Consider the following 17,892-nt stretch of genomic DNA (forward strand, 5'->3'; position numbering starts at 1 on the left):
TGATGGTTTGACGGTAGCTCAATCGAGTTCGTCGGTGTGGCTGCTGGCGCCACCGTCGGCGAAGTTCAGGCCGTGTTTGCGCAGTTTGTCGTGCAAGGTCTTGCGCGGAATGCCGAGGGCTTCGGCGAGGCTGCGCACCGAGCTGTGAGGGCGGGCCAGTTCGGCTGCAATCAACGATTTTTCGAAGTTTTCCACCTGTTCGCTCAGACCGCCGCTGACCACTTCGACCGTCATGCCGGCAGCCCCCTCCGGCGTGTTGTTATCCAACGCCAGTTCCAAGCCCAAGGCAAAGCGTTCGGCCGCATTTTGCAGTTCTCGCACGTTGCCCGGCCAGGTGTGGCGCAGCAGCAGGGCGCGTTGACCCGGTTGCAGTTCATGGGGCGGCAAGCCATGGCGGGCGCTGGCTTCGTCGGCGAAATGCTGGAACAGCATCAGCGCGTCTTCGCCGCGTTCACGCAACGGTGGAATGCGCAGCGGCGCGACGTTCAGGCGGTAATACAAGTCGGCGCGGAAGCGCCCTTGATCGGCGGACTGACGCAGGTCTTCCTTGGTCGCGGCGATGATGCGGATGTCCAGCGGGATCAATTGATTGCCGCCCAAACGCTCGACCACACGCTCTTGTAACAAGCGCAGCAATTTCACCTGCACATCCAGACTCATGCTTTCGATTTCATCGAGGAACAGCGTGCCGCCATTGGCGAATTCGAACTTGCCGATGCGGCGCTTCTGCGCGCCGGTGAACGCGCCCGGCTCGTGACCGAACAGCTCGCTTTCCACCACCGATTCAGCCAATGCCCCGGCGTTGATCGCCACGAACGGGCCGCTGCGACGGCTGGATAAATCGTGCAGCGCCCGGGCCACGACTTCTTTTCCGGCTCCGGTTTCACCGAGGATCAGCACGTCGGCCTTGGTTGCGGCCAGCGCGCCGATTTGCTCGCGCAAGCGCAGCATCGGTGCCGATTGCCCGACCAGTCGGGTGCTCAGTTCATTACGGTCACTCAGGGCCAGACGCAGGCTGCGGTTATCCAGCACCAGTCGGCGCAGGGCCAAGGCGCGGCGCACACTGTCGAGCAGCGCGTCGCTGGCAAAGGGTTTTTCGAGGAAGTCATAAGCGCCGGCGCGCATGGCCTGGACGGCCAGCGGTACATCGCCGTGGCCGGTGATCAGCAGCACCGGCAGCTCCGGGTCCTGGGCATGCAGTTCGGTCAGCAGTTCGAGGCCGTCCATGCCTGGCATGCGGATGTCGCTGACCACCACGCCCGGCCAGTCGCGCTCCAGTTGCGCAGCCAGGCCTTTGGCTTCGGCGAGCGGGAGGATTTTCAGGCCAGCCAGGTCCAGCGTCTGGCTCAAGGCTTGACGCAAGTGGGGATCGTCGTCGATCAGCACGACCTGGACACGGTTATCGATGGTCATGCACTTCGGTCCTCGGACGGTTGCAGGCTCACACCCGGTGCGCCGGCGCGCAGCTTCAGGGTAATCAGGGCGCCACCTTCCTTGTGGTTGGCGAACGACAGTTCACCGCCGAAGGCGCGCATCAGGGTTTCGCAAATCGCCAGCCCCAGGCCAAGCCCCTGGGTGCGGGTCTTGGTGGTGTAGAAGGGCTCGCTGGCGCGGCCAAGGGCTTCCATGCAAAAGCCGGGGCCGTTGTCGCGAATGTACAGAGTGACGCCGTCAGCAGTGGATTGGGCACTCAACCAGAGTTTACGCGGCGGGCCTTTTTCGGTCAGCGCATCAAGGGCGTTGGCCAGCAAGTTGCCGAGCACCTGGCGCAGACGGGTTTCCCCGGCCTCGACCCACAACGTCGCCGCCGGTAAATCGCGAATCAGTTCGACCTCCATGCTGCGCCGACGCTTGGCCAGCAACGCCAGCGCGTCATCCAGCGCCGGTTGCAAGGCGACACTTTCCGGCGCATGGCGATCGCGCCGGGCGAAGGCGCGCAGATGAGCGATGATCGACGCCATGCGCCCGGTCAGTTCGCTGATCAACTTGAGGTTGCCACGGGCGTCGTCGGTGCGCTGATGATCGAGCAGCACTTCGGCGTTTTCCGCGTAGCTGCGAATGGCCGCGAGCGGTTGATTCAATTCGTGGCTGATGCTCGCGGACATGGTCCCCAGCGCAGACAACTTGCCGGCCTGCACCAGATCGTCCTGGGCGCGCACCAGTTCCTGCTGGGCATGTTCGCGCTCCAGCACTTCCTGTTTCAATCGACGGTTGAGGCCTTCGAGGTCGCTGGTCCGCTCGGCGACCCGGCCTTCCAGTTCGCGCCGGGCCTTGGCTTCGAAGGCGATGCGTTCGAGGTAATGGCGGCGGCGCTGCATCATCAGGCCGAGCAGCAGCATCAACACCAGCAACGTCGCGCCGCCGATGGCGACAACGGTGCGCACCGGGCGATCGATCAGGGTGCGCGGGGCGAGGATGCTGACATCCCAGCCGGTTTCGGCGATCTGCTGGGTTTGCGTCAGCCAGGCGTTGGGGTTGAGCCTCAACGGTTTTGGGTCGCGGGTCGGGTACGGTTGAATCGCAGTGATCGCTTTGCTTTCTGCTTCGCTCAAGGGCCGCGTCGAGCGGAATCGCCACTCAGGCCGCGACGTGAGGATGACCACGCCGTTATGGTCGGTCAGCAGCAGTTGTTCCGGGGTTTTGCCCCACAGGCTTTCGGTGTGGTCGAGGTCGACCTTGACCACCAGCACGCCGATGATTTTCTCGCCGTTGCGCACGGCGGCGGCGAAGAAATAGCCGCGTTTGGCCGAGGTCGTCCCCAAGCCGAAAAAGCGCCCGAGCCGCCCGGCCATGGCTTCGCTGAAATACGGCCGGAAGGAGAAATTGCGCCCGACGAAACTGTCGTGCTTGTCCCAGTTCGACGCGGCGAGGGTCTTGCCCGTGGTGTCCATCAGGTACATGACTTCGGCGCCGGTCTGGGCGCTGATGTTCTTCAGCAGGCGATTGGCATTGCCTTGGGTGACGCTGTCGTCCGGCGCCCCGAGCACCGCGCGCAGGGCCGGGAGATCGCCGAGGATCTGCGGCAGCACTTCATAACGGTGCAGCGTGCCCAGCAGGTTGGCGACGTACAGGTCGAGGGTCTGACGATTTTGCCCGGCCAGTTCGCTGCGGTAATAACGCTCGGCCAGATGCTCCAGCGGCCACAGCAACGGCGCCAGGCACAGTGCAAGCAGTGCGAGGCTGCGCCAGCGGGGTCTGGGAGGGAGGGTCGGAGTCATGAGCATCGGGCGCCTGTGGGTACAGGCGCATTATGCCTAGGCTTGAAGGCGCAGTCTGCGCACCTTGGGTCAAGTCGTTCCTGCAAACGAAGTTTCAGACAGGCATTCAGGAAAAGACGTCAGCGTCCTTGAAGAACGCAGCGGCCTGATCCTTGCCGGACAGTTGCGGAGCTTCCTCCAGCTGCCAGTCAATGGCCAGGTCCGGGTCGTCCCAACGAATGCTGCGCTCCGCCGACGGGGTGTAATAGTCGGTGGTTTTGTACAGAAACTCGGCCACATCACTCAGCACCACAAATCCGTGAGCGAAGCCTTCCGGAATCCACAATTGGCGATGGTTGTCGGCGGACAGGCGCACGGCGACCCATTTGCCGAAATGCGGCGAGCTGCGACGAATGTCCACTGCCACATCAAGCACTTCACCGGTGGTGACGCGCACCAATTTGCCCTGAGCGTTTTCCAGTTGGTAATGCAGGCCGCGCAGTACACCTTTTCGCGAGCGGGAATGGTTGTCCTGAACAAACTGTGTAGCCAGGCCAGTCGCGTCTTCGAAAGCCCTGGCGTTGAAGCTTTCATAGAAAAAGCCGCGCTCGTCACCAAATACCTTGGGTTCGATGATCAGAACACCGGGCAGGTCGGTGGTGACTACATTCATGTCTTTTTCTCCAGATGGGCGTTGATGGCCGACATTCTTGCGCAAAGTGCCGGCCGGCGCGAGGGGTGACGTTTAACTGACAATTCGCCGAATTATCGGCGCTCGGACTGAAAGGCGCGGGCCATCTTCATCTTTAGCCGATGTGATCCACCACTTCCAATCCATTCGGTGGGGAAGCCTCATGCGACAGCGAGGTATTGATCGGCTGGATTGAAGGGGGGTTGCGTATCGCCTCAAGCAGTGGCGATATAAGCGCCTAATAAAATTTCAGGGGTCGTTGTATGCCGCTCGCCACGTTGATTCACCGCGCCAGTCTGCCCAGCCCGCAAGTGTCTGCGGAGCAAGCGCTAGAGCTGCTGGAGGGACATTACGGTCTGAGTGGAAGGTTGCACGCCCTGGGCAGCCAGCAGGACCTGAACTTCCGGGTCGACAGCGACCGGGGGCGTTTCGTCCTGAAAATCTGCCGTGGCGATTATTCGGCGCTGGAGCTGCAAGCGCAGCATGCCGGGCTCAAGCATCTGGGTGAAAAATCCAGTGTGCATGTGCCGCGAGTGATCCCTGCAAAAAACGGCGCTGACCTGCTTACCCTGGAAGTCGGTGGTCAGGCCGTGCATGTGCGCCTGCTCGATTACATCGAGGGCCAGTCGCTGACGCACCTCGATCATCTGCCCGGTTCGGTGGTGGCCGGTTTCGGTCGGCTGTGCGGCGAGATGGACCTGGCGCTGGCCGCTTTCGAGCATCCGGGCCTTGAGCGCACGCTGCAGTGGGATGCCCGCCACGCCAATGCGTTGATCGGCCATTTGCTGCCGGTGATCAAGGATGATGCGCAACGCCAGTTGATCGCCGAGGCGGCGGAGCGGGCCGAGCGTCATTTGCTGCCGCTGGTGGCCAAGCTGCCGGTGCAAGCAATTCACATGGACATCACCGACGACAACGTGGTCTGGCAGCGCGACTCGCAACGCCAGTGGCAGTTGCAGGGCGTGATCGATTTCGGCGACTTGATCCGCACCTGGCGCATTACCGATCTGTCGGTCACCTGCGCGGCGTTGCTGCACCACGCCGATGGCGATCCGTTCTATATCTTGCCGGCGGTCCAGGCGTATCACGCGGTCAATCCGCTCACCCATGAAGAACTGCGGGCGCTGTGGCCGCTGATCGTCGCGCGCGCGGCGGTGCTGGTGCTCAGTGGCGAACAGCAGGTCAGCATCGATCCGGGCAATGATTACAGCCGCGACAACCTGACCCACGAGTGGGAGATTTTCCGCGTGGCCACGTCGCTGCCGCTGGAATTGATGGAAGCGGCGATCCTGACGTCGGTCGGCCAGACGCTGCCGAGCATTGGCAGCGAAGGATTCGCTCCGTTGTTGCCGAGCCTGGTGGGACGTGAATTTGCGCTGATCGATCTGGGCGTGCTGAGCCCGCATTTCGAGGCCGGTAACTGGGAGCGGGAGGGGATCGATCAGTGGCTGCTGACTGAAGCGGCGGCGCACGGTCTGTCGGCCAGTCGGTATGGTCAATATCGTTTGTCCCGCACCCAACCGGACAGCGCCGCCGAGCCGGACACTTGCCCCCTGCACGTGGAATTGCGAGTGCCAAACGGCACGGCGGTCGAATCGCCGTTTGCCGGCGTGGTTCATCAGCCGGCGGCGGGTGTGCTGCAACTGGACGGTCCGCAACTGAGCGTGCGGCTGTGGGGCGTGACGCCGTCGCTGCATGCCGGGGCGGCGCTGGTCAAAGGTCAGGTGCTGGGCGCGGTCAGCGGGCCGTTGGTTGTGCAGTTGAGCCGAGGTGCTTCGTTCGATGCGCCGTTGTTTTGCACACCGTCTCGCGCTGCGGCCTGGCAAGCGTTGTGTCCTTCACCGGCAGCGTTGCTGGGGCTGGCCTGTGATGCCGAAGAGGAACTCGATTCACAGACATTGCTGGCGCGTCGCGACGCCAGTTTCGCGCGCACGCAGAAGCATTATTACGTCGACCCGCCGCGCATCGAACGCGGCTGGCGCAATCACCTGATCGACATGCAGGGCCGCTCCTACCTCGACATGCTCAACAACGTTGCGGTGCTGGGCCACGGTCATCCGCGCATGGCGGCGGTGGCCAGTCGTCAGTGGTCGTTGCTCAACACCAACTCGCGCTTCAACTACGCCGCGGTGGCCGAGTTTTCCGAGCGCTTGCTGAAGTTGTCGCCGGAGGGCATGGACCGGGTGTTCCTGGTCAACAGCGGCAGCGAGGCCAACGACTTGGCGATTCGCCTGGCGTGGGCCTACAGCGGCGGTCGCGACATGCTCAGCGTGCTGGAGGCCTACCACGGCTGGACAGTCGGCGCGGACGCGGTCTCGACCTCGATTGCCGACAACCCGAAAGCCTTGAGCAGCCGTCCCGATTGGGTGCACCCGGTGACCGCGCCGAACATCTATCGCGGCGAATTCCGTGGCCTCGACAGCGCGCCGGACTATGTGCGCAGCGTCGAACACAACCTGGCGAAAATTGCCGAGCAGAAACGCCAGTTGGCCGGTTTTATCTGTGAGCCGGTGTATGGCAACGCCGGCGGAATCTCGCTGCCACCGGGTTATCTGAAACAGGTCTATGCACTGGTTCGCGCGCAGGGCGGTGTGTGCATCGCCGATGAAGTGCAGGTCGGTTACGGGCGCATGGGCCATTTCTTCTGGGGCTTTGAAGAGCAGGGCGTGGTGCCGGACATCATCACCATGGCCAAGGGCATGGGCAACGGTCAGCCGTTGGGCGCGGTGATCACTCGCCGGGAAATCGCCGAGGCACTGGAGGCCGAGGGGTATTTCTTCTCGTCGGCCGGCGGCAGTCCGGTCAGTTGCCAGATCGGCATGGCGGTGCTGGATGTGATGGAAGAAGAGAAGCTCTGGGAAAACGCTCAGGTGGTGGGTGGATATTTCAAGGAGCGGCTTGAAGCGTTGATCGATGTTCATCCGTTGGTGGGCGCGGTGCATGGTTCCGGCTTCTATCTCGGGGTTGAGCTGATCCGCAATCGCGAGACGCTGGAGCCGGCGACCGAAGAAACCACGGCACTGTGTGATCGCTTGCGCGAGTTGGGGATTTTCATGCAGCCGACGGGGGACTATCTGAACGTGCTCAAGATCAAACCGCCGATGGTGACTTCGCGCCGGAGTGTGGATTTCTTTGTCGACATGCTCTCAAAAGTGCTCGCCGAGGGCCTGTAAACACCTCTCCCCTTGGTGTACGCGGTCGAATGTGGGAGCGGGCTTGCTCGCGAAAGCGGTGTGTCAGTCAACATAGATGTTGAATATGACGGCCCCTTCGCGAGCAAGCCCGCTCCCACAGGGGAAATGTGTAAGTTCGATTGTTATCGGGTTTAAGTGCGTAAAAATAGACGGATGGAAGACTGATTGCTTTTAAAGCCGATATTTATCGGCTATAAAGTCGTCACTGCCAACGTTAAGCATTTGCCCGGAGATGATTCATGAGTCGTATCGTTACCGTCGCCGCCACCCAGATGGCCTGTTCCTGGGACCTTGAAGCCAACCTCGAGAACGCTGAAAGGCTGGTCCGTGAGGCTGCGGCCAAAGGCGCGCAGATCATCCTGATCCAGGAACTGTTCGAGGCGCCGTACTTCTGCCAGAAGCCGAACCCGGATTACCTGCAACTGGCCACGACGGTTGAAGACAACGTCGCCATCAAGCATTTCCAGAAAGTCGCCAAGGAACTGCAAGTGGTGCTGCCGATCAGCTTCTACGAACTGGCGGGCCGCGCGCGTTTCAACAGCATCGCGATCATCGATGCCGACGGCAGCAACCTCGGGATTTATCGGAAAAGCCACATCCCGGACGGCCCCGGCTACCACGAAAAGTACTACTTCAACCCGGGCGATACCGGCTTCAAAGTCTGGAACACCCGTTACGCGAAAATCGGCGTGGGCATCTGCTGGGACCAGTGGTTCCCGGAATGCGCCCGTAGCATGGCGCTACTCGGCGCGGAAATCCTGTTCTACCCGACTGCCATCGGCAGCGAGCCGCACGACAAAACCATTTCCTCTCGTGACCACTGGCAACGCGTGCAACAAGGCCATGCCGGCGCCAACCTGATGCCGCTGATCGCCAGCAACCGCATCGGCAACGAAGAGCAGGACGGCTACGACATTACGTTCTACGGCTCGTCGTTCATCGCCAACCAGTTTGGCGAGAAGGTCCAGGAACTCGACAAGACCGAGGAAGGCGTGCTGGTTCACAGCTTCGACCTCGATGAGCTGGAGCACACTCGCAGCGCATGGGGCTCGTTCCGCGATCGTCGCCCGAACCTATACAATGCGATCAAAACCCTCGACGGTTCCCTGGAGTCCTGATCGCATGACCACTTTAAACAGCACCCCGCGCGCCGACGGCTTCTACATGCCCGCCGAGTGGGCGCCGCAAACCCAGACCTGGATGATCTGGCCCGAGCGCCCGGACAACTGGCGTCTGGGCGGCAAACCCGCACAAGCCGCGCACGTGGCGGTGGCCAAGGCCATCGCCCGTTTTGAACCGGTAACCGTGGCGGTCTCCGCCGGCCAATACGAAAACGCCCGTGCCCGTCTCGACGTGCCGAATATTCGTGTGGTCGAGATGTCCAGCGATGACGCCTGGGTTCGCGACACCGGGCCGACATTCGTCATCAATAACAGTGGCGAAGTCCGTGGCGTGAACTGGGACTTCAACTCGTGGGGCGGTTTCGATGGCGGTTTGTACTCGCCGTGGAATCGCGATTCGCAAGTGGGCGGCAAGATCCTCGAGATCGAACGCAGCCAGCGCTACCGCACCGAAGGCTTCGTGCTTGAGGGCGGCTCGATTCACGTCGATGGCGAAGGCACCCTGATCACCACCGAAGAATGCCTGCTCAACCGCAATCGCAATCCGCACCTTAATCGTGCAGACATCGAAGCGGTACTCAGCGCCAACCTGGCTGTGGATAAGATCATCTGGCTGCCGGACGGTCTGTTCAACGACGAAACCGACGGCCATGTGGATAACTTCTGCTGCTACGTGCGCCCGGGTGAAGTATTGCTGGCCTGGACCGATGATCCGCAGGATCCGAACTATCCGCGCTGCCAGGCGGCAATGAAGGTGCTGGAAAGCAGCACCGATGCCAAAGGTCGCCCATTCACGGTGCACAAGATGCCGATCCCGGGGCCGCTGTATGCGACCGAGGAAGAGTGCGCGGGCGTGGATCCGGTGGACGGGACTCAGGAGCGTAATCCGAGCGTGCGTCTGGCCGGTTCCTACGTGAACTTCCTGATCGTCAACGGCGGCATTATTGCGCCGAGTTTTGACGACCCGCTGGACGGCCCGGCGAAAGAGATTTTGCAGGCGCTGTTCCCGCAGCACGAAGTGGTGATGGTGCCGGGCCGCGAACTGTTACTGGGAGGCGGTAACATCCACTGCCTTACTCAACAACAGCCTGCGCCGCACAAGGAGTGAGTGGGGTTGTAACAGCCTGAACCGGTCAAAAAACCACCAAGGCAAAGGTTTGGCCCCGCCGTTCATCAAGAAGCCCGCAGCCCGAAAGGACCGCGGGCTTCTTTGTATCCGCTTGTCGACACTTGAGAAATATTGGCACAGCTCTTGTATCTGTCATGAGGTGAAACAGGGAGGGGGAGGACTTCGATGTTCTGTCATAAACCTTGGATAAGTTAGCCGCTCACAAACCGGGAGAGAGCGCCGAAATGAACGCCGAAGTGAACGTAGTGAGCGAGCGGGCATTGCATCCCCTGGCAGTCAATAGCGAATCGCTCCAGTTACTTGCGCACTGGTTGAAATCCAATGGAACGCGTCAGATCAGAGAACCTGATCCGCGCCGGATGATGATCGAGCGTTACCCCGCTGGTTTGTTCAGCGAGGCGGAACTGGAAGCATTGTGGGATGTGATGGAAGGATAAGAAGAATAAACAAAGGATTGATAAAAGCGCTGCCGGGAAGGCGGCGCTTTTTTATGGGCGATGGTTTTTTATGTGGAATACGGACTAATCATCACCACCGAACCCTGTGGGAGCGGGCTTGCTCGCGAAGGCGTCGTGTCAGTCGCGATAAATGTTGTCTGACACACCGCTTTCGCGAGCAAGCCCGCTCCTACAGTTGATTGGTGTGAACGCATCCGCAGTGTTTAGAAGCTGTAGGTCCCGGTCACCACCAGGCTGCGCGGTTCACCCGGTTGAATCTGCGCGGCGCTGGTGGCCGAGGAGTAATAGGTCTTGTCGCTGATGTTGTTCAGCGCCGCGCGCAAGTCCCAATCCTTCTGCCGGAACCCGGCCAGTGCATCCCAACGGCCGTAACCCGGCAGCACGACGGTGTTGAGGTTATCGGCGTAACGCTGGCCCACCAGGGTCAAACCGGTTTCCGCATACCAGCCCATTTCCGGTTTCCAGGTCAGGAACAGGCTGCCATTGTGCTTGGCCACGTTGCTGATGCGTTTGCCTTCAAAGCCGTTGTTGTCCTTCTCGACAGTTGCGTCCTGCACGCCGACGCCACCGCGCACGTACCAGTTGCCGGCGATTTTGCCGGCGGCGGTCAGCTCGATCCCGCGGGAACGTTGCAGGCCCGAGAGCAACGTGATGGTCGGGTTGAGCGGATCGCTGGTGCGGCGGTTGTAGAGTTCCAGTTCGTAGATCGCGAGCGTGGTGCTCAGGCGGTCGTCGAGCCAGTCGCTCTTCACGCCGATCTCCTTCTGCTTGGTCAGCTCCGGGCTCAAGTCGTTGCTGTTGCCGGCAACGCCCGGCGTGATGCCGATCAAGCCGCCGCCCACTGGCGAGAACGTCTTGGTCCAGGACGCATAGAAGGAATGGTTCTGCAGCGGCGTCCAGACCAGGCCGACACGCGGGCTGGTGCTGTGGCTGTCACGGTCTTCGGAAATGTTGCGCAGCTTGTTGGTCGATTCGATGTCGAACGTGTCGTAGCGCAAACCAGCCAGCAGTTGCCATTGATCGTTCAGGCGCAATTGATCCTGCATGTACACCGCACGGCTTTCGACTTCGGTGTGGTTGTCGCTGGACACCTGCATGCGCCCGGTATGGCGCAAATCACGGTTCGGGTTGTACAGGTCAAGCGCCGGCACCGGCGAGCTGCCCCGCCCGGAAGTGGCTGCGGTGTACAAGGTCGGATCGCGGCGCTGGCTGCCGATCTCGATGCCGGTCAGCAGGCGATGCTCCAGGCCGAACGTATCAAAACCCCCTTCCAGTTCGACGTTGTTGTAGACGTTGCGAGTGGTCAGGTCCTGCTGCCAGTGCTGGCGCGTGACCTTGTTGGTGGCCGGGGTGTAACCGGTCAAATATGTGTTGTCGAAATCGCTGTCGAGCTTGAACACGCCCAGGGTGTGGCGCAGCTGCCAGTTGTCGCTGAGTTCATAGCTGAGTTTGGAACGCAGGGATTGCGACTTGTCGTCGATGAAATCGTGCTCGCTGCCGTAGGTCGTATCGCGTCCTACGTCAGCCGGGCGCCCGTTTACACCAGGGATGCCGCGATCCGGCGTACGGTTGTAGCGGCTGTATTCGTACTGCACCAACCAGTTCAGGTCCGGCGTCAGTTGCCAGCTCATGGATGGTGCGAACAGTTGGCGATTGCCGCTGACGCCATCGCGGAAGCTGTTCTGATCCATGTTGCCCATGTTCAGGCGCAGGCTGATGTTCTCGGACGGATCGGTGCTGAGGTCGGCATAAAGGCTACGCAAATCATCGCTGCCGCCTTGGGCTTCGATGGACGAACGGCGGCCGAACTCGGGCAGTTTGCTGACGCGGTTGACGATCCCGCCCTGGCTGCCACGGCCGTATAACACGGCCGCCGGGCCCTTGAGGACTTCGATACGCTCGATGTTGTGCAAGTCGCGCACGTATTGGCTGTCGTCACGGATGCCATCGAGGTAGAAGTCGTTACTGGCGTCGAAACCGCGGATGCGCAGGCTGTCGAAACGGGTGTCGGCTCCGCTGCTGACGTTCGGGATGCCGCTCAACGCAGTGCCCAGATCATTGGTGCCGTAATCCACGACGTTCGAGGTTTTAATCGAGTCGATGGCTTGAGGCACATAGCGTACCGGTGTCGCGGTGCGGGTTGCGGTGCTGGTTTCCTTCACTCGCGGGTCATCGGCTTCGGCTTCGGCACTGATCGAGGTTTCGGGCAAAACGGTGGTCGCGGCGCAGGTGAAACCGGCAGACAGAAAAGCAGAAAGCCCAAGGGTGACGGGCGTAAGGCGGAAGGGGGCAGGCATCTGAAGCGCATCCGAAAGGGTGGAAGAATTCGAGGGCGCGAATGGTAATGCTTGTTATTTACTTTCGTTAATTATTCTTGAAAAGTTCCTTTGTTCGATTGTTTCGAGTTGTGTCGAGATTCCTACAAAGCCTCGGCGAGGCCATTCGACCGATTCATGAAACAGACTGAAAGCCATTCCAGCGTTTTTCCGCAACGGTCCGAGGATTAGTCTGCCGGCACTGAATTTTCCCTGATTGGTTGCCGGAGTCTCGCCATGATCCTTCACTACGTTTACGACCCTTTATGCGGCTGGTGCTACGGCGCCAAACCGCTGGTGCAAGCTGCGCAGGGCGTGTTGCCGGTGATCGCCCACGGAGGCGGCATGATGAGCGGCGCCGACCGTAAAAGCGTTTCGCCTCAACTGCGCAACTACGTGATGCCCCACGACCGGCGCATCGCCGAGTACACCGGCCAACCCTTTGGCGAAGCGTATTTCGAAGGCTTGTTGCGCGATGACACGGCTGTGTTCGATTCCACGCCACCGATTGCGGCAGTGTTGGCCGCCGAAGAGGTAGCGGGGCGCGCACTTGAATTGCTGGGGCGTTTGCAGACGGCTCACTACGTGGAAGGTCGACGCATCGCCGATGAAGCGGTGTTGTTTGAACTGGCAAAGGACATCGGCCTGAAACCCCAGGCTTTCGAGGCCGCATTCCACAAGGCCGATACCGATCGGCATATCAAGGACAGTCGGGCCTTGTTGGCCCGCGTCGGCGGCCAGGGTTTTCCAACGCTGGCCCTTGAGCAAAATGGCCAATTCACCCTGGTCGATGTCAGCCCATGGCTCGGCAAGCCGCAGGCCTTTGCGACCTGGCTTGCTCAGTCCGCTTAGACGTTTTCAGCCTATCGATAGACGATTCATCAAATTGACACGGCGTTCTGGGCGCGGCTAGCATTCACCAACGCCTGTGGCTAACCGCCATGACTCAACAAAATAATAAAAAGGCCCGCCACGATTTTCTCGTGGGCGGGCCTTTTTGTTTTGGGGTGAAAAAAGAGTGCGATAGCGCCATTTCAGCCGTTCGACACAGCGCGTATCAACCGGTAATAAGGAAAAAAACAAAATGTTGAATAAGCGAATCAGCCTGATCGCTCTGGGGATGTTGAGCGCTACACAGGCCATGGCTAACGACCAGGCCGAATCCAAGGGATTTGTTGAAGACAGCAGCCTCAAAGTGCTGCTGCGCAACGCCTACATCAATCGTGATTACAAAGACGGCCGTCCCGATAAAGCCGAATGGGGCCAAGCGGCCATCGGCACGTTCTCGTCCGGCTTCACCCAAGGCACCGTCGGTGTCGGTGTGGACGCGTTCGGTCTGTACGCATTGCGTCTGGATGGCGGCAAGGGTCGCACTGGCGCCCAAGGCATCGACTTCTTTAAAAAGGGCGACAGCGGCAACGCGGCTGACGACCTGTCGAAGGGCGGCGCAGCGGTCAAATTCCGTCTCTCCAGCACCACGCTGACCTACGGCGACCAGATGCCGGCCCTGCCGGTGCTGAGCTACGACAACGTGCGCCTGCTGCCAGAAAGCTACACCGGCACCCTGATCACCTCCAAGGAGATCAAAGGCCTGGAGCTGAACGCCGGTCGCTTCACCGCCGAGTCGCGCAAAAGCGCTGAAGGCCGTGACAGTGGTGGCCTGAAGTCGATCAACGTGTTGGGCGGTAGCTACCAGTTCACCGAGCAATTCAAGGCTGCGCTGTACGCATCCGACGTCGAAGACGTGCTGAAGAAGCAATACGTGAACGCCAACTACGTGTTCCCGATCGACAAGGATCAGTCCCTGACCCTGGACTTCAACGGCTATCGCACCAAGCTGGACGATTCCTATGTCCGCGAAAGCGGCGCTACCGGCGACGACAACAAGATCTGGAGCCTGGCAGCGACCTTCGCCACCGGCCCGCACTCGTTCACCCTCGCTCACCAGCGCAGCACCGGCGACAGCAACCTGGGTTATGCCTACGGCGGCTATCAGAAGGATCAAGGTCGTGTCGGTGACGGTGGCAACACCATCTACCTGGCGAACTCCTACTGGTCCGACTTCAACGCTGAAGACGAACGCAGCTGGCAGTTGGGCTACGGCCTGGACTTCACCGCATTCGGCGTTCCTGGCCTGAGCTACAACTTCGCCTACGTGCGCGGTGACAACATCACCACGTCCACCAGCGAAGGCGGCACCGAGCGCGAAATCTTCAACCAGTTCAAGTACGTCGTGCAAAGTGGCCCGGCCAAAGACCTGAGCGTGAAACTGCGCAGCTCGATCCTGCGTGTCTCGCAGAAATCCAGCGAGTACAACGTCAGCGGTAACGAAGTGCGTGTGTTCGTGGATTACCCGATCAACATCTTCTGATGATCGATTGAGTGTTCAACACTCGATAAAAAACCCCGACTGGCTCGGGGTTTTTTTTCGCCTGAGATCCGTCGAAATACGCATAAAAAGGCCATTTTCGATCGTGAAAAGTCGAATTAAAGCAACGTCATCCTCCGTTTCAAGCAGCGCTTGATATGCCTCAAATTCTTTCTCATGGACGTAAATCCTGCGCTCTCTAGATTAGGCTGCTAATTGCACGGAGATTTTAAAAATGATCGTTTTGAACAGAGAAGTGGGCGAATCGCTACGGCGTGACAAATATGCCAACGTCCGGGGTGCTGACTTCAATCTCTTCGGTCATTTCAACGATTTCGTCAGATTGACCAGAAGTTGGGAAAACATGGAGCCGGACAGTTACTACGGTCAGGCCGAGGCGGGCATGCGCTACCGTCGTTACAGCGATTTCGAATACAACCCGGTGACCCGCGACCTCAAGCAGCTGGAACACCGCGCCTATGTTCAGTCCAAGGCCAACAACAGTTACGTGGGCGGGATGGTTCGGCACTTCCAGGACTTCTCCGATGAAATCATTAGTTCGCCGGTGATGCGCAGCCTGATCGACACCGATTTCGAAGTGTACAAAAACGTTTTGCCACCCGAGTTGCACGATGAAATCTGGCAATGCCAGATTCATCAGATCCGCATCGAGATCAAGCCTGGCAAACAGCTGGAAATCACTCCGGAAGGGATTCACTGCGACGGTTATCCGTTCAGCGGCGTGCACTTCTGGGGACGCAATAACGTTGAAGGGGCGGAGAGCCGTTTGTACGACACGGAAAACCAGGAACACCTGGCCTCGACGACGTATCAGGAAATCCTCGACACCACCTACTTTCTCGATCGCGACATGCGTCACTACGTGACACCGGCACGCAATACCCATTCTCACGACATGGCGTACCGGCAGATTCTGGCGATCTCTTTCTCGCGGCCCGGGACCGCTTTTGACATTGTTCGCTGAACAGTACAACGCCGTAAGCAGCCTCGCCGAGTGCCCCGCACCGGTGATGCTGCGGCGTACGACAGCCAAGGATGCACAGCGCCTGGAACGCTTCTTTCGGCAATTTGAAGAAGTGTCTTTCTGTGAATGGCAGGACGCCAAATGCCTGCGCGGTGTGCTGGTGCAAAAGACCACCACCGCGTTTATCGCACTGGATGTCAGCGGCGAAATCGTCGGCGCGGTGTTGGGCGGAATGCTCGGCAGTCGCGGCACGATCAACCACCTCGCCGTGAGCCCGGATTACCGAAGCCAGGGCGTCGGCCAACGCCTGGTTGAAGCGGCGTCCTCAGACATGAAGCGCGTGGGCGTGCTGCGCATGTTCCTGTTCGTCGACGATGCTAACCTTGCCGGCCAACGCTTCTGGAGCGCCCAGGGTTTTTGCGAACCGCGCGGCGAAAGAACATTTGAGAGGGACCTATGAATGAGACGTCCAGCAGCCAGCCGCTGATGGTCGAGCCGCATGCTTCGCGCACCTTCGCCGAAGCCAGCCCGGTGATTGCGGGTTACTTCACGGTGTCGTTTGTGTTCGGTTTGATGGCGGTGAATGCCGGGTTGCCTGTGTGGCTGCCGGTCGCCATGTGCCTGTTCGTGTATGCCGGCGCTTCGCAGTTTGCCGCCCTGGCGCTGATTTCCAGCGGTGCTTCGCTCACCACCATCATTCTCACCACGTTTTTGATCAACGCGCGGCACATGCTGATGTCGGTCTATATGGCCAAGGCGTTGCAGGCGATGGGGCTCAGTCGAATGGAACGCTGGTGTTACGCGGGTGGGCTGACCGATGAGTCGTTCGCCTTCCACAGCGTCAAGCTGGGCAAGGGTTCGCCGGTCAACGTGCGTTACCTGATCGGCTTCAATCTGTATTGCCACACCTCGTGGGTGCTCGGTGGTTTGCTGGGGGCGATTTGCGCGCAGTACGCGGCGCACTTGATTCAGTATCAGCTCGACTACGCGCTGACCGCGATGATGCTCTACGTGCTGGTGTCGCTGTGCAACACGCGTAACAAACTCATCGCCGCACTGGCTGCTGTCGCCTGCATGGGCGCGCTGAGCCTGGTCGGCAGCTCGCCCTTCAACGTCTTCATTGCCACATTCGTCGGCTGCGGGGTGGGCGTATGCCTGACCAAACGTTCCTGATTCTGGTGGTCGCGCTGATGATGGCCGTGACCTTCCTGCCGCGCGCGTTGCCGCTGCAAGTGAACACCGACCATTGGCCGCCCTTCGTCGCCCGGGCGCTGGAATACCTGCCGGTGGCGATCGTCGCTGCCATCAGCCTTACGCCGTTGTTGATCAAGGATCAGCACGTGCAGCTCGATCGCCCGGAATTTTATGCCGCGATTCCGACGTTGTTATGTGCGTATTTCAGCAAAAACCTCTTTCTCTCCGTTGCGGTGGGAACGGCTGCGTACATTGCGCTCGGCTCGTTCATGTAGCGGGAGGTCAACCACATCGTGCAAGGCCTGACCCGACAACTCCGGATTATTGATCGCCAGCCGCACTTCGAGGGCATCCTCGAAACCGGGGAAAATGGTCAGGCCGTTACGCTGGGCCGCATCCCGCGAGACCATGCCGAGGCCGTCCATTTGCGTGATCAACGACAACGTCAGGGTTTCGCTGCACGAATAGACCATCCGCTTGCCCGACTCATAATTGCCCAGACCCGCGTCGAGAAAGCGCAAAAAGCTGTGGGAATACGGGCAATCGTCCGCCGGACGCACCTGAAACTTGTTGCCGAGCAACACCAGCGGATCATGTTCCTGACCGCAATGCGCACCGACCACCTGCACCTGGACCTCGGGAAGGATGATGCTGGGCAAACCCGGTTTCTGCGGGCCGATCAACACGGCCAGGTCGAAATCTTCGTTCTTCAGCTTGCTGAGGTTTTCCATCGACTCGGCGTAGCTGAATTCCAGCTGATAGTCGGGAAACACCTCGATCAGGCGTCCGATCATTCGCCGATTGAAGTCAGCCGACAGCGTCGTGTTCAGCGCCACCTTGAGCGTGCGCTGCCCGGGCACCTTCAATGCCGCGACTTTTTCTTCCAGTTGCCGCGTGGCAACCAACACCTTGTCCATGTAAGGCGTGAGTTCCGTGCCTTGCGGAGTCAGGGTCAACCCCTTGTTGGAGCGACGAAACAACCGAAAACCGAATTGCTCTTCGACCTTGTTCAACTGCGCGGCCAACGCCTGCACGGTTAGACAGGAATGCTCTGCCGCCGCCGACAAAGAGCCGGTCTGCACAATGCGCATCAGGTTGCGTAGGGTTCTGCTATCCATTGGGTAATGCCCTCTAAAGTGGGCTGGCTATTGTTGAGTACCTGGCCGTCGGTTGGGCGATACGTGCTGGCTATAATCCTGCACATGAACACGCTTGTCCCGAGTTTAGTAGCGAAATGATG

At 60.0% G+C, this 17,892-nt stretch carries 15 protein-coding genes; 10 read left to right on the forward strand and 5 right to left on the reverse strand.

The genetic code is table 11. The features are described 5' to 3' along the window. Positions 1-18: 18 nt before the first annotated feature. The 3 genes from ACA049_RS01380 to rfbC all read right to left on the reverse strand — a co-directional run bounded on the left by ACA049_RS01380 (position 19) and on the right by rfbC (position 3,870). Positions 19-1,413 (reverse strand): sigma-54-dependent transcriptional regulator, encoded by a 1,395-nt coding sequence (locus ACA049_RS01380; protein ID WP_497332548.1) that lies wholly within the window; start codon positions 1,411-1,413, stop codon positions 19-21. Then, entirely contained in the window at positions 1,410-3,218 is a 1,809-nt protein-coding gene (locus tag ACA049_RS01385; protein ID WP_497332550.1) for a sensor histidine kinase, read from the reverse strand. Before ACA049_RS01385 ends, ACA049_RS01380 begins: the two co-directional genes overlap by 4 nt. Positions 3,219-3,324: 106 nt before the next feature. Further along, on the reverse strand, positions 3,325-3,870 hold the full coding sequence (rfbC, locus tag ACA049_RS01390; protein ID WP_497332552.1) for a dTDP-4-dehydrorhamnose 3,5-epimerase: 546 nt from the start codon (positions 3,868-3,870) through the stop codon (positions 3,325-3,327). Positions 3,871-4,151: 281 nt separating this feature from the next. Between rfbC and ACA049_RS01395 the strand changes: the two genes are divergently transcribed. The 4 genes from ACA049_RS01395 to ACA049_RS01410 all read left to right on the forward strand — a co-directional run bounded on the left by ACA049_RS01395 (position 4,152) and on the right by ACA049_RS01410 (position 9,769). Next, entirely contained in the window at positions 4,152-7,061 is a 2,910-nt protein-coding gene (locus ACA049_RS01395; protein ID WP_497332554.1) for an aminotransferase, read from the forward strand. 260 nt (positions 7,062-7,321) lie between these two features. Next, positions 7,322-8,200, forward strand: coding sequence for an N-carbamoylputrescine amidase (gene aguB / locus ACA049_RS01400; protein WP_497332556.1), 879 nt, complete (start codon positions 7,322-7,324; stop codon positions 8,198-8,200). A gap of 4 nt (positions 8,201-8,204) precedes the next feature. Then, the gene (gene aguA / locus ACA049_RS01405; RefSeq protein WP_497332558.1) at positions 8,205-9,311 is read left to right on the forward strand and encodes an agmatine deiminase; all 1,107 of its coding nucleotides are present in this window, start codon (positions 8,205-8,207) and stop codon (positions 9,309-9,311) included. Between the two features lie 245 nt (positions 9,312-9,556). Then, positions 9,557-9,769, forward strand: a complete 213-nt coding sequence (locus ACA049_RS01410) for a hypothetical protein (protein ID WP_497332560.1) — start codon at positions 9,557-9,559, stop codon at positions 9,767-9,769. 224 nt (positions 9,770-9,993) lie between these two features. Here ACA049_RS01410 and ACA049_RS01415 read toward each other — a convergent pair whose 3' ends face one another. Further along, on the reverse strand, positions 9,994-12,087 hold the full coding sequence (locus ACA049_RS01415; RefSeq protein WP_497332562.1) for a TonB-dependent receptor: 2,094 nt from the start codon (positions 12,085-12,087) through the stop codon (positions 9,994-9,996). 255 nt (positions 12,088-12,342) lie between these two features. On the opposite strand from ACA049_RS01415, the gene ACA049_RS01420 reads away from it, so the two are divergent. From ACA049_RS01420 to ACA049_RS01445, 6 genes are all read left to right on the forward strand, one after another. Then, on the forward strand, positions 12,343-12,957 hold the full coding sequence (locus tag ACA049_RS01420) for a DsbA family protein (RefSeq protein WP_497332564.1): 615 nt from the start codon (positions 12,343-12,345) through the stop codon (positions 12,955-12,957). Between the two features lie 232 nt (positions 12,958-13,189). Further along, positions 13,190-14,476, forward strand: coding sequence for an OprD family porin (locus ACA049_RS01425; protein ID WP_497332566.1), 1,287 nt, complete (start codon positions 13,190-13,192; stop codon positions 14,474-14,476). Between the two features lie 232 nt (positions 14,477-14,708). Then, the gene (locus tag ACA049_RS01430) at positions 14,709-15,458 is read left to right on the forward strand and encodes a 2OG-Fe dioxygenase family protein (protein ID WP_497332568.1); all 750 of its coding nucleotides are present in this window, start codon (positions 14,709-14,711) and stop codon (positions 15,456-15,458) included. Positions 15,459-15,504: 46 nt separating this feature from the next. After that, a complete protein-coding gene (locus tag ACA049_RS01435; protein ID WP_178082335.1) occupies positions 15,505-15,918 on the forward strand; it encodes a GNAT family N-acetyltransferase in 414 nt (137 codons plus the stop codon). Further along, positions 15,915-16,631, forward strand: a complete 717-nt coding sequence (locus ACA049_RS01440) for an AzlC family ABC transporter permease (protein WP_497332570.1) — start codon at positions 15,915-15,917, stop codon at positions 16,629-16,631. The genes ACA049_RS01435 and ACA049_RS01440 overlap by 4 nt, the downstream gene beginning before the upstream one ends. After that, entirely contained in the window at positions 16,610-16,927 is a 318-nt protein-coding gene (locus tag ACA049_RS01445) for an AzlD domain-containing protein (RefSeq protein ID WP_094469616.1), read from the forward strand. Before ACA049_RS01440 ends, ACA049_RS01445 begins: the two co-directional genes overlap by 22 nt. On the opposite strand, the gene ACA049_RS01450 is transcribed toward ACA049_RS01445, so the two are convergent. Beyond that, a complete protein-coding gene (locus ACA049_RS01450) occupies positions 16,844-17,770 on the reverse strand; it encodes a LysR family transcriptional regulator (RefSeq protein ID WP_109627420.1) in 927 nt (308 codons plus the stop codon). The two genes, ACA049_RS01445 and ACA049_RS01450, sit on opposite strands and share 84 nt — an antisense overlap. Positions 17,771-17,892: the final 122 nt, after the last annotated feature.

The sequence above is a fragment of the Pseudomonas sp. LBUM1662 genome (assembly GCF_059695915.1).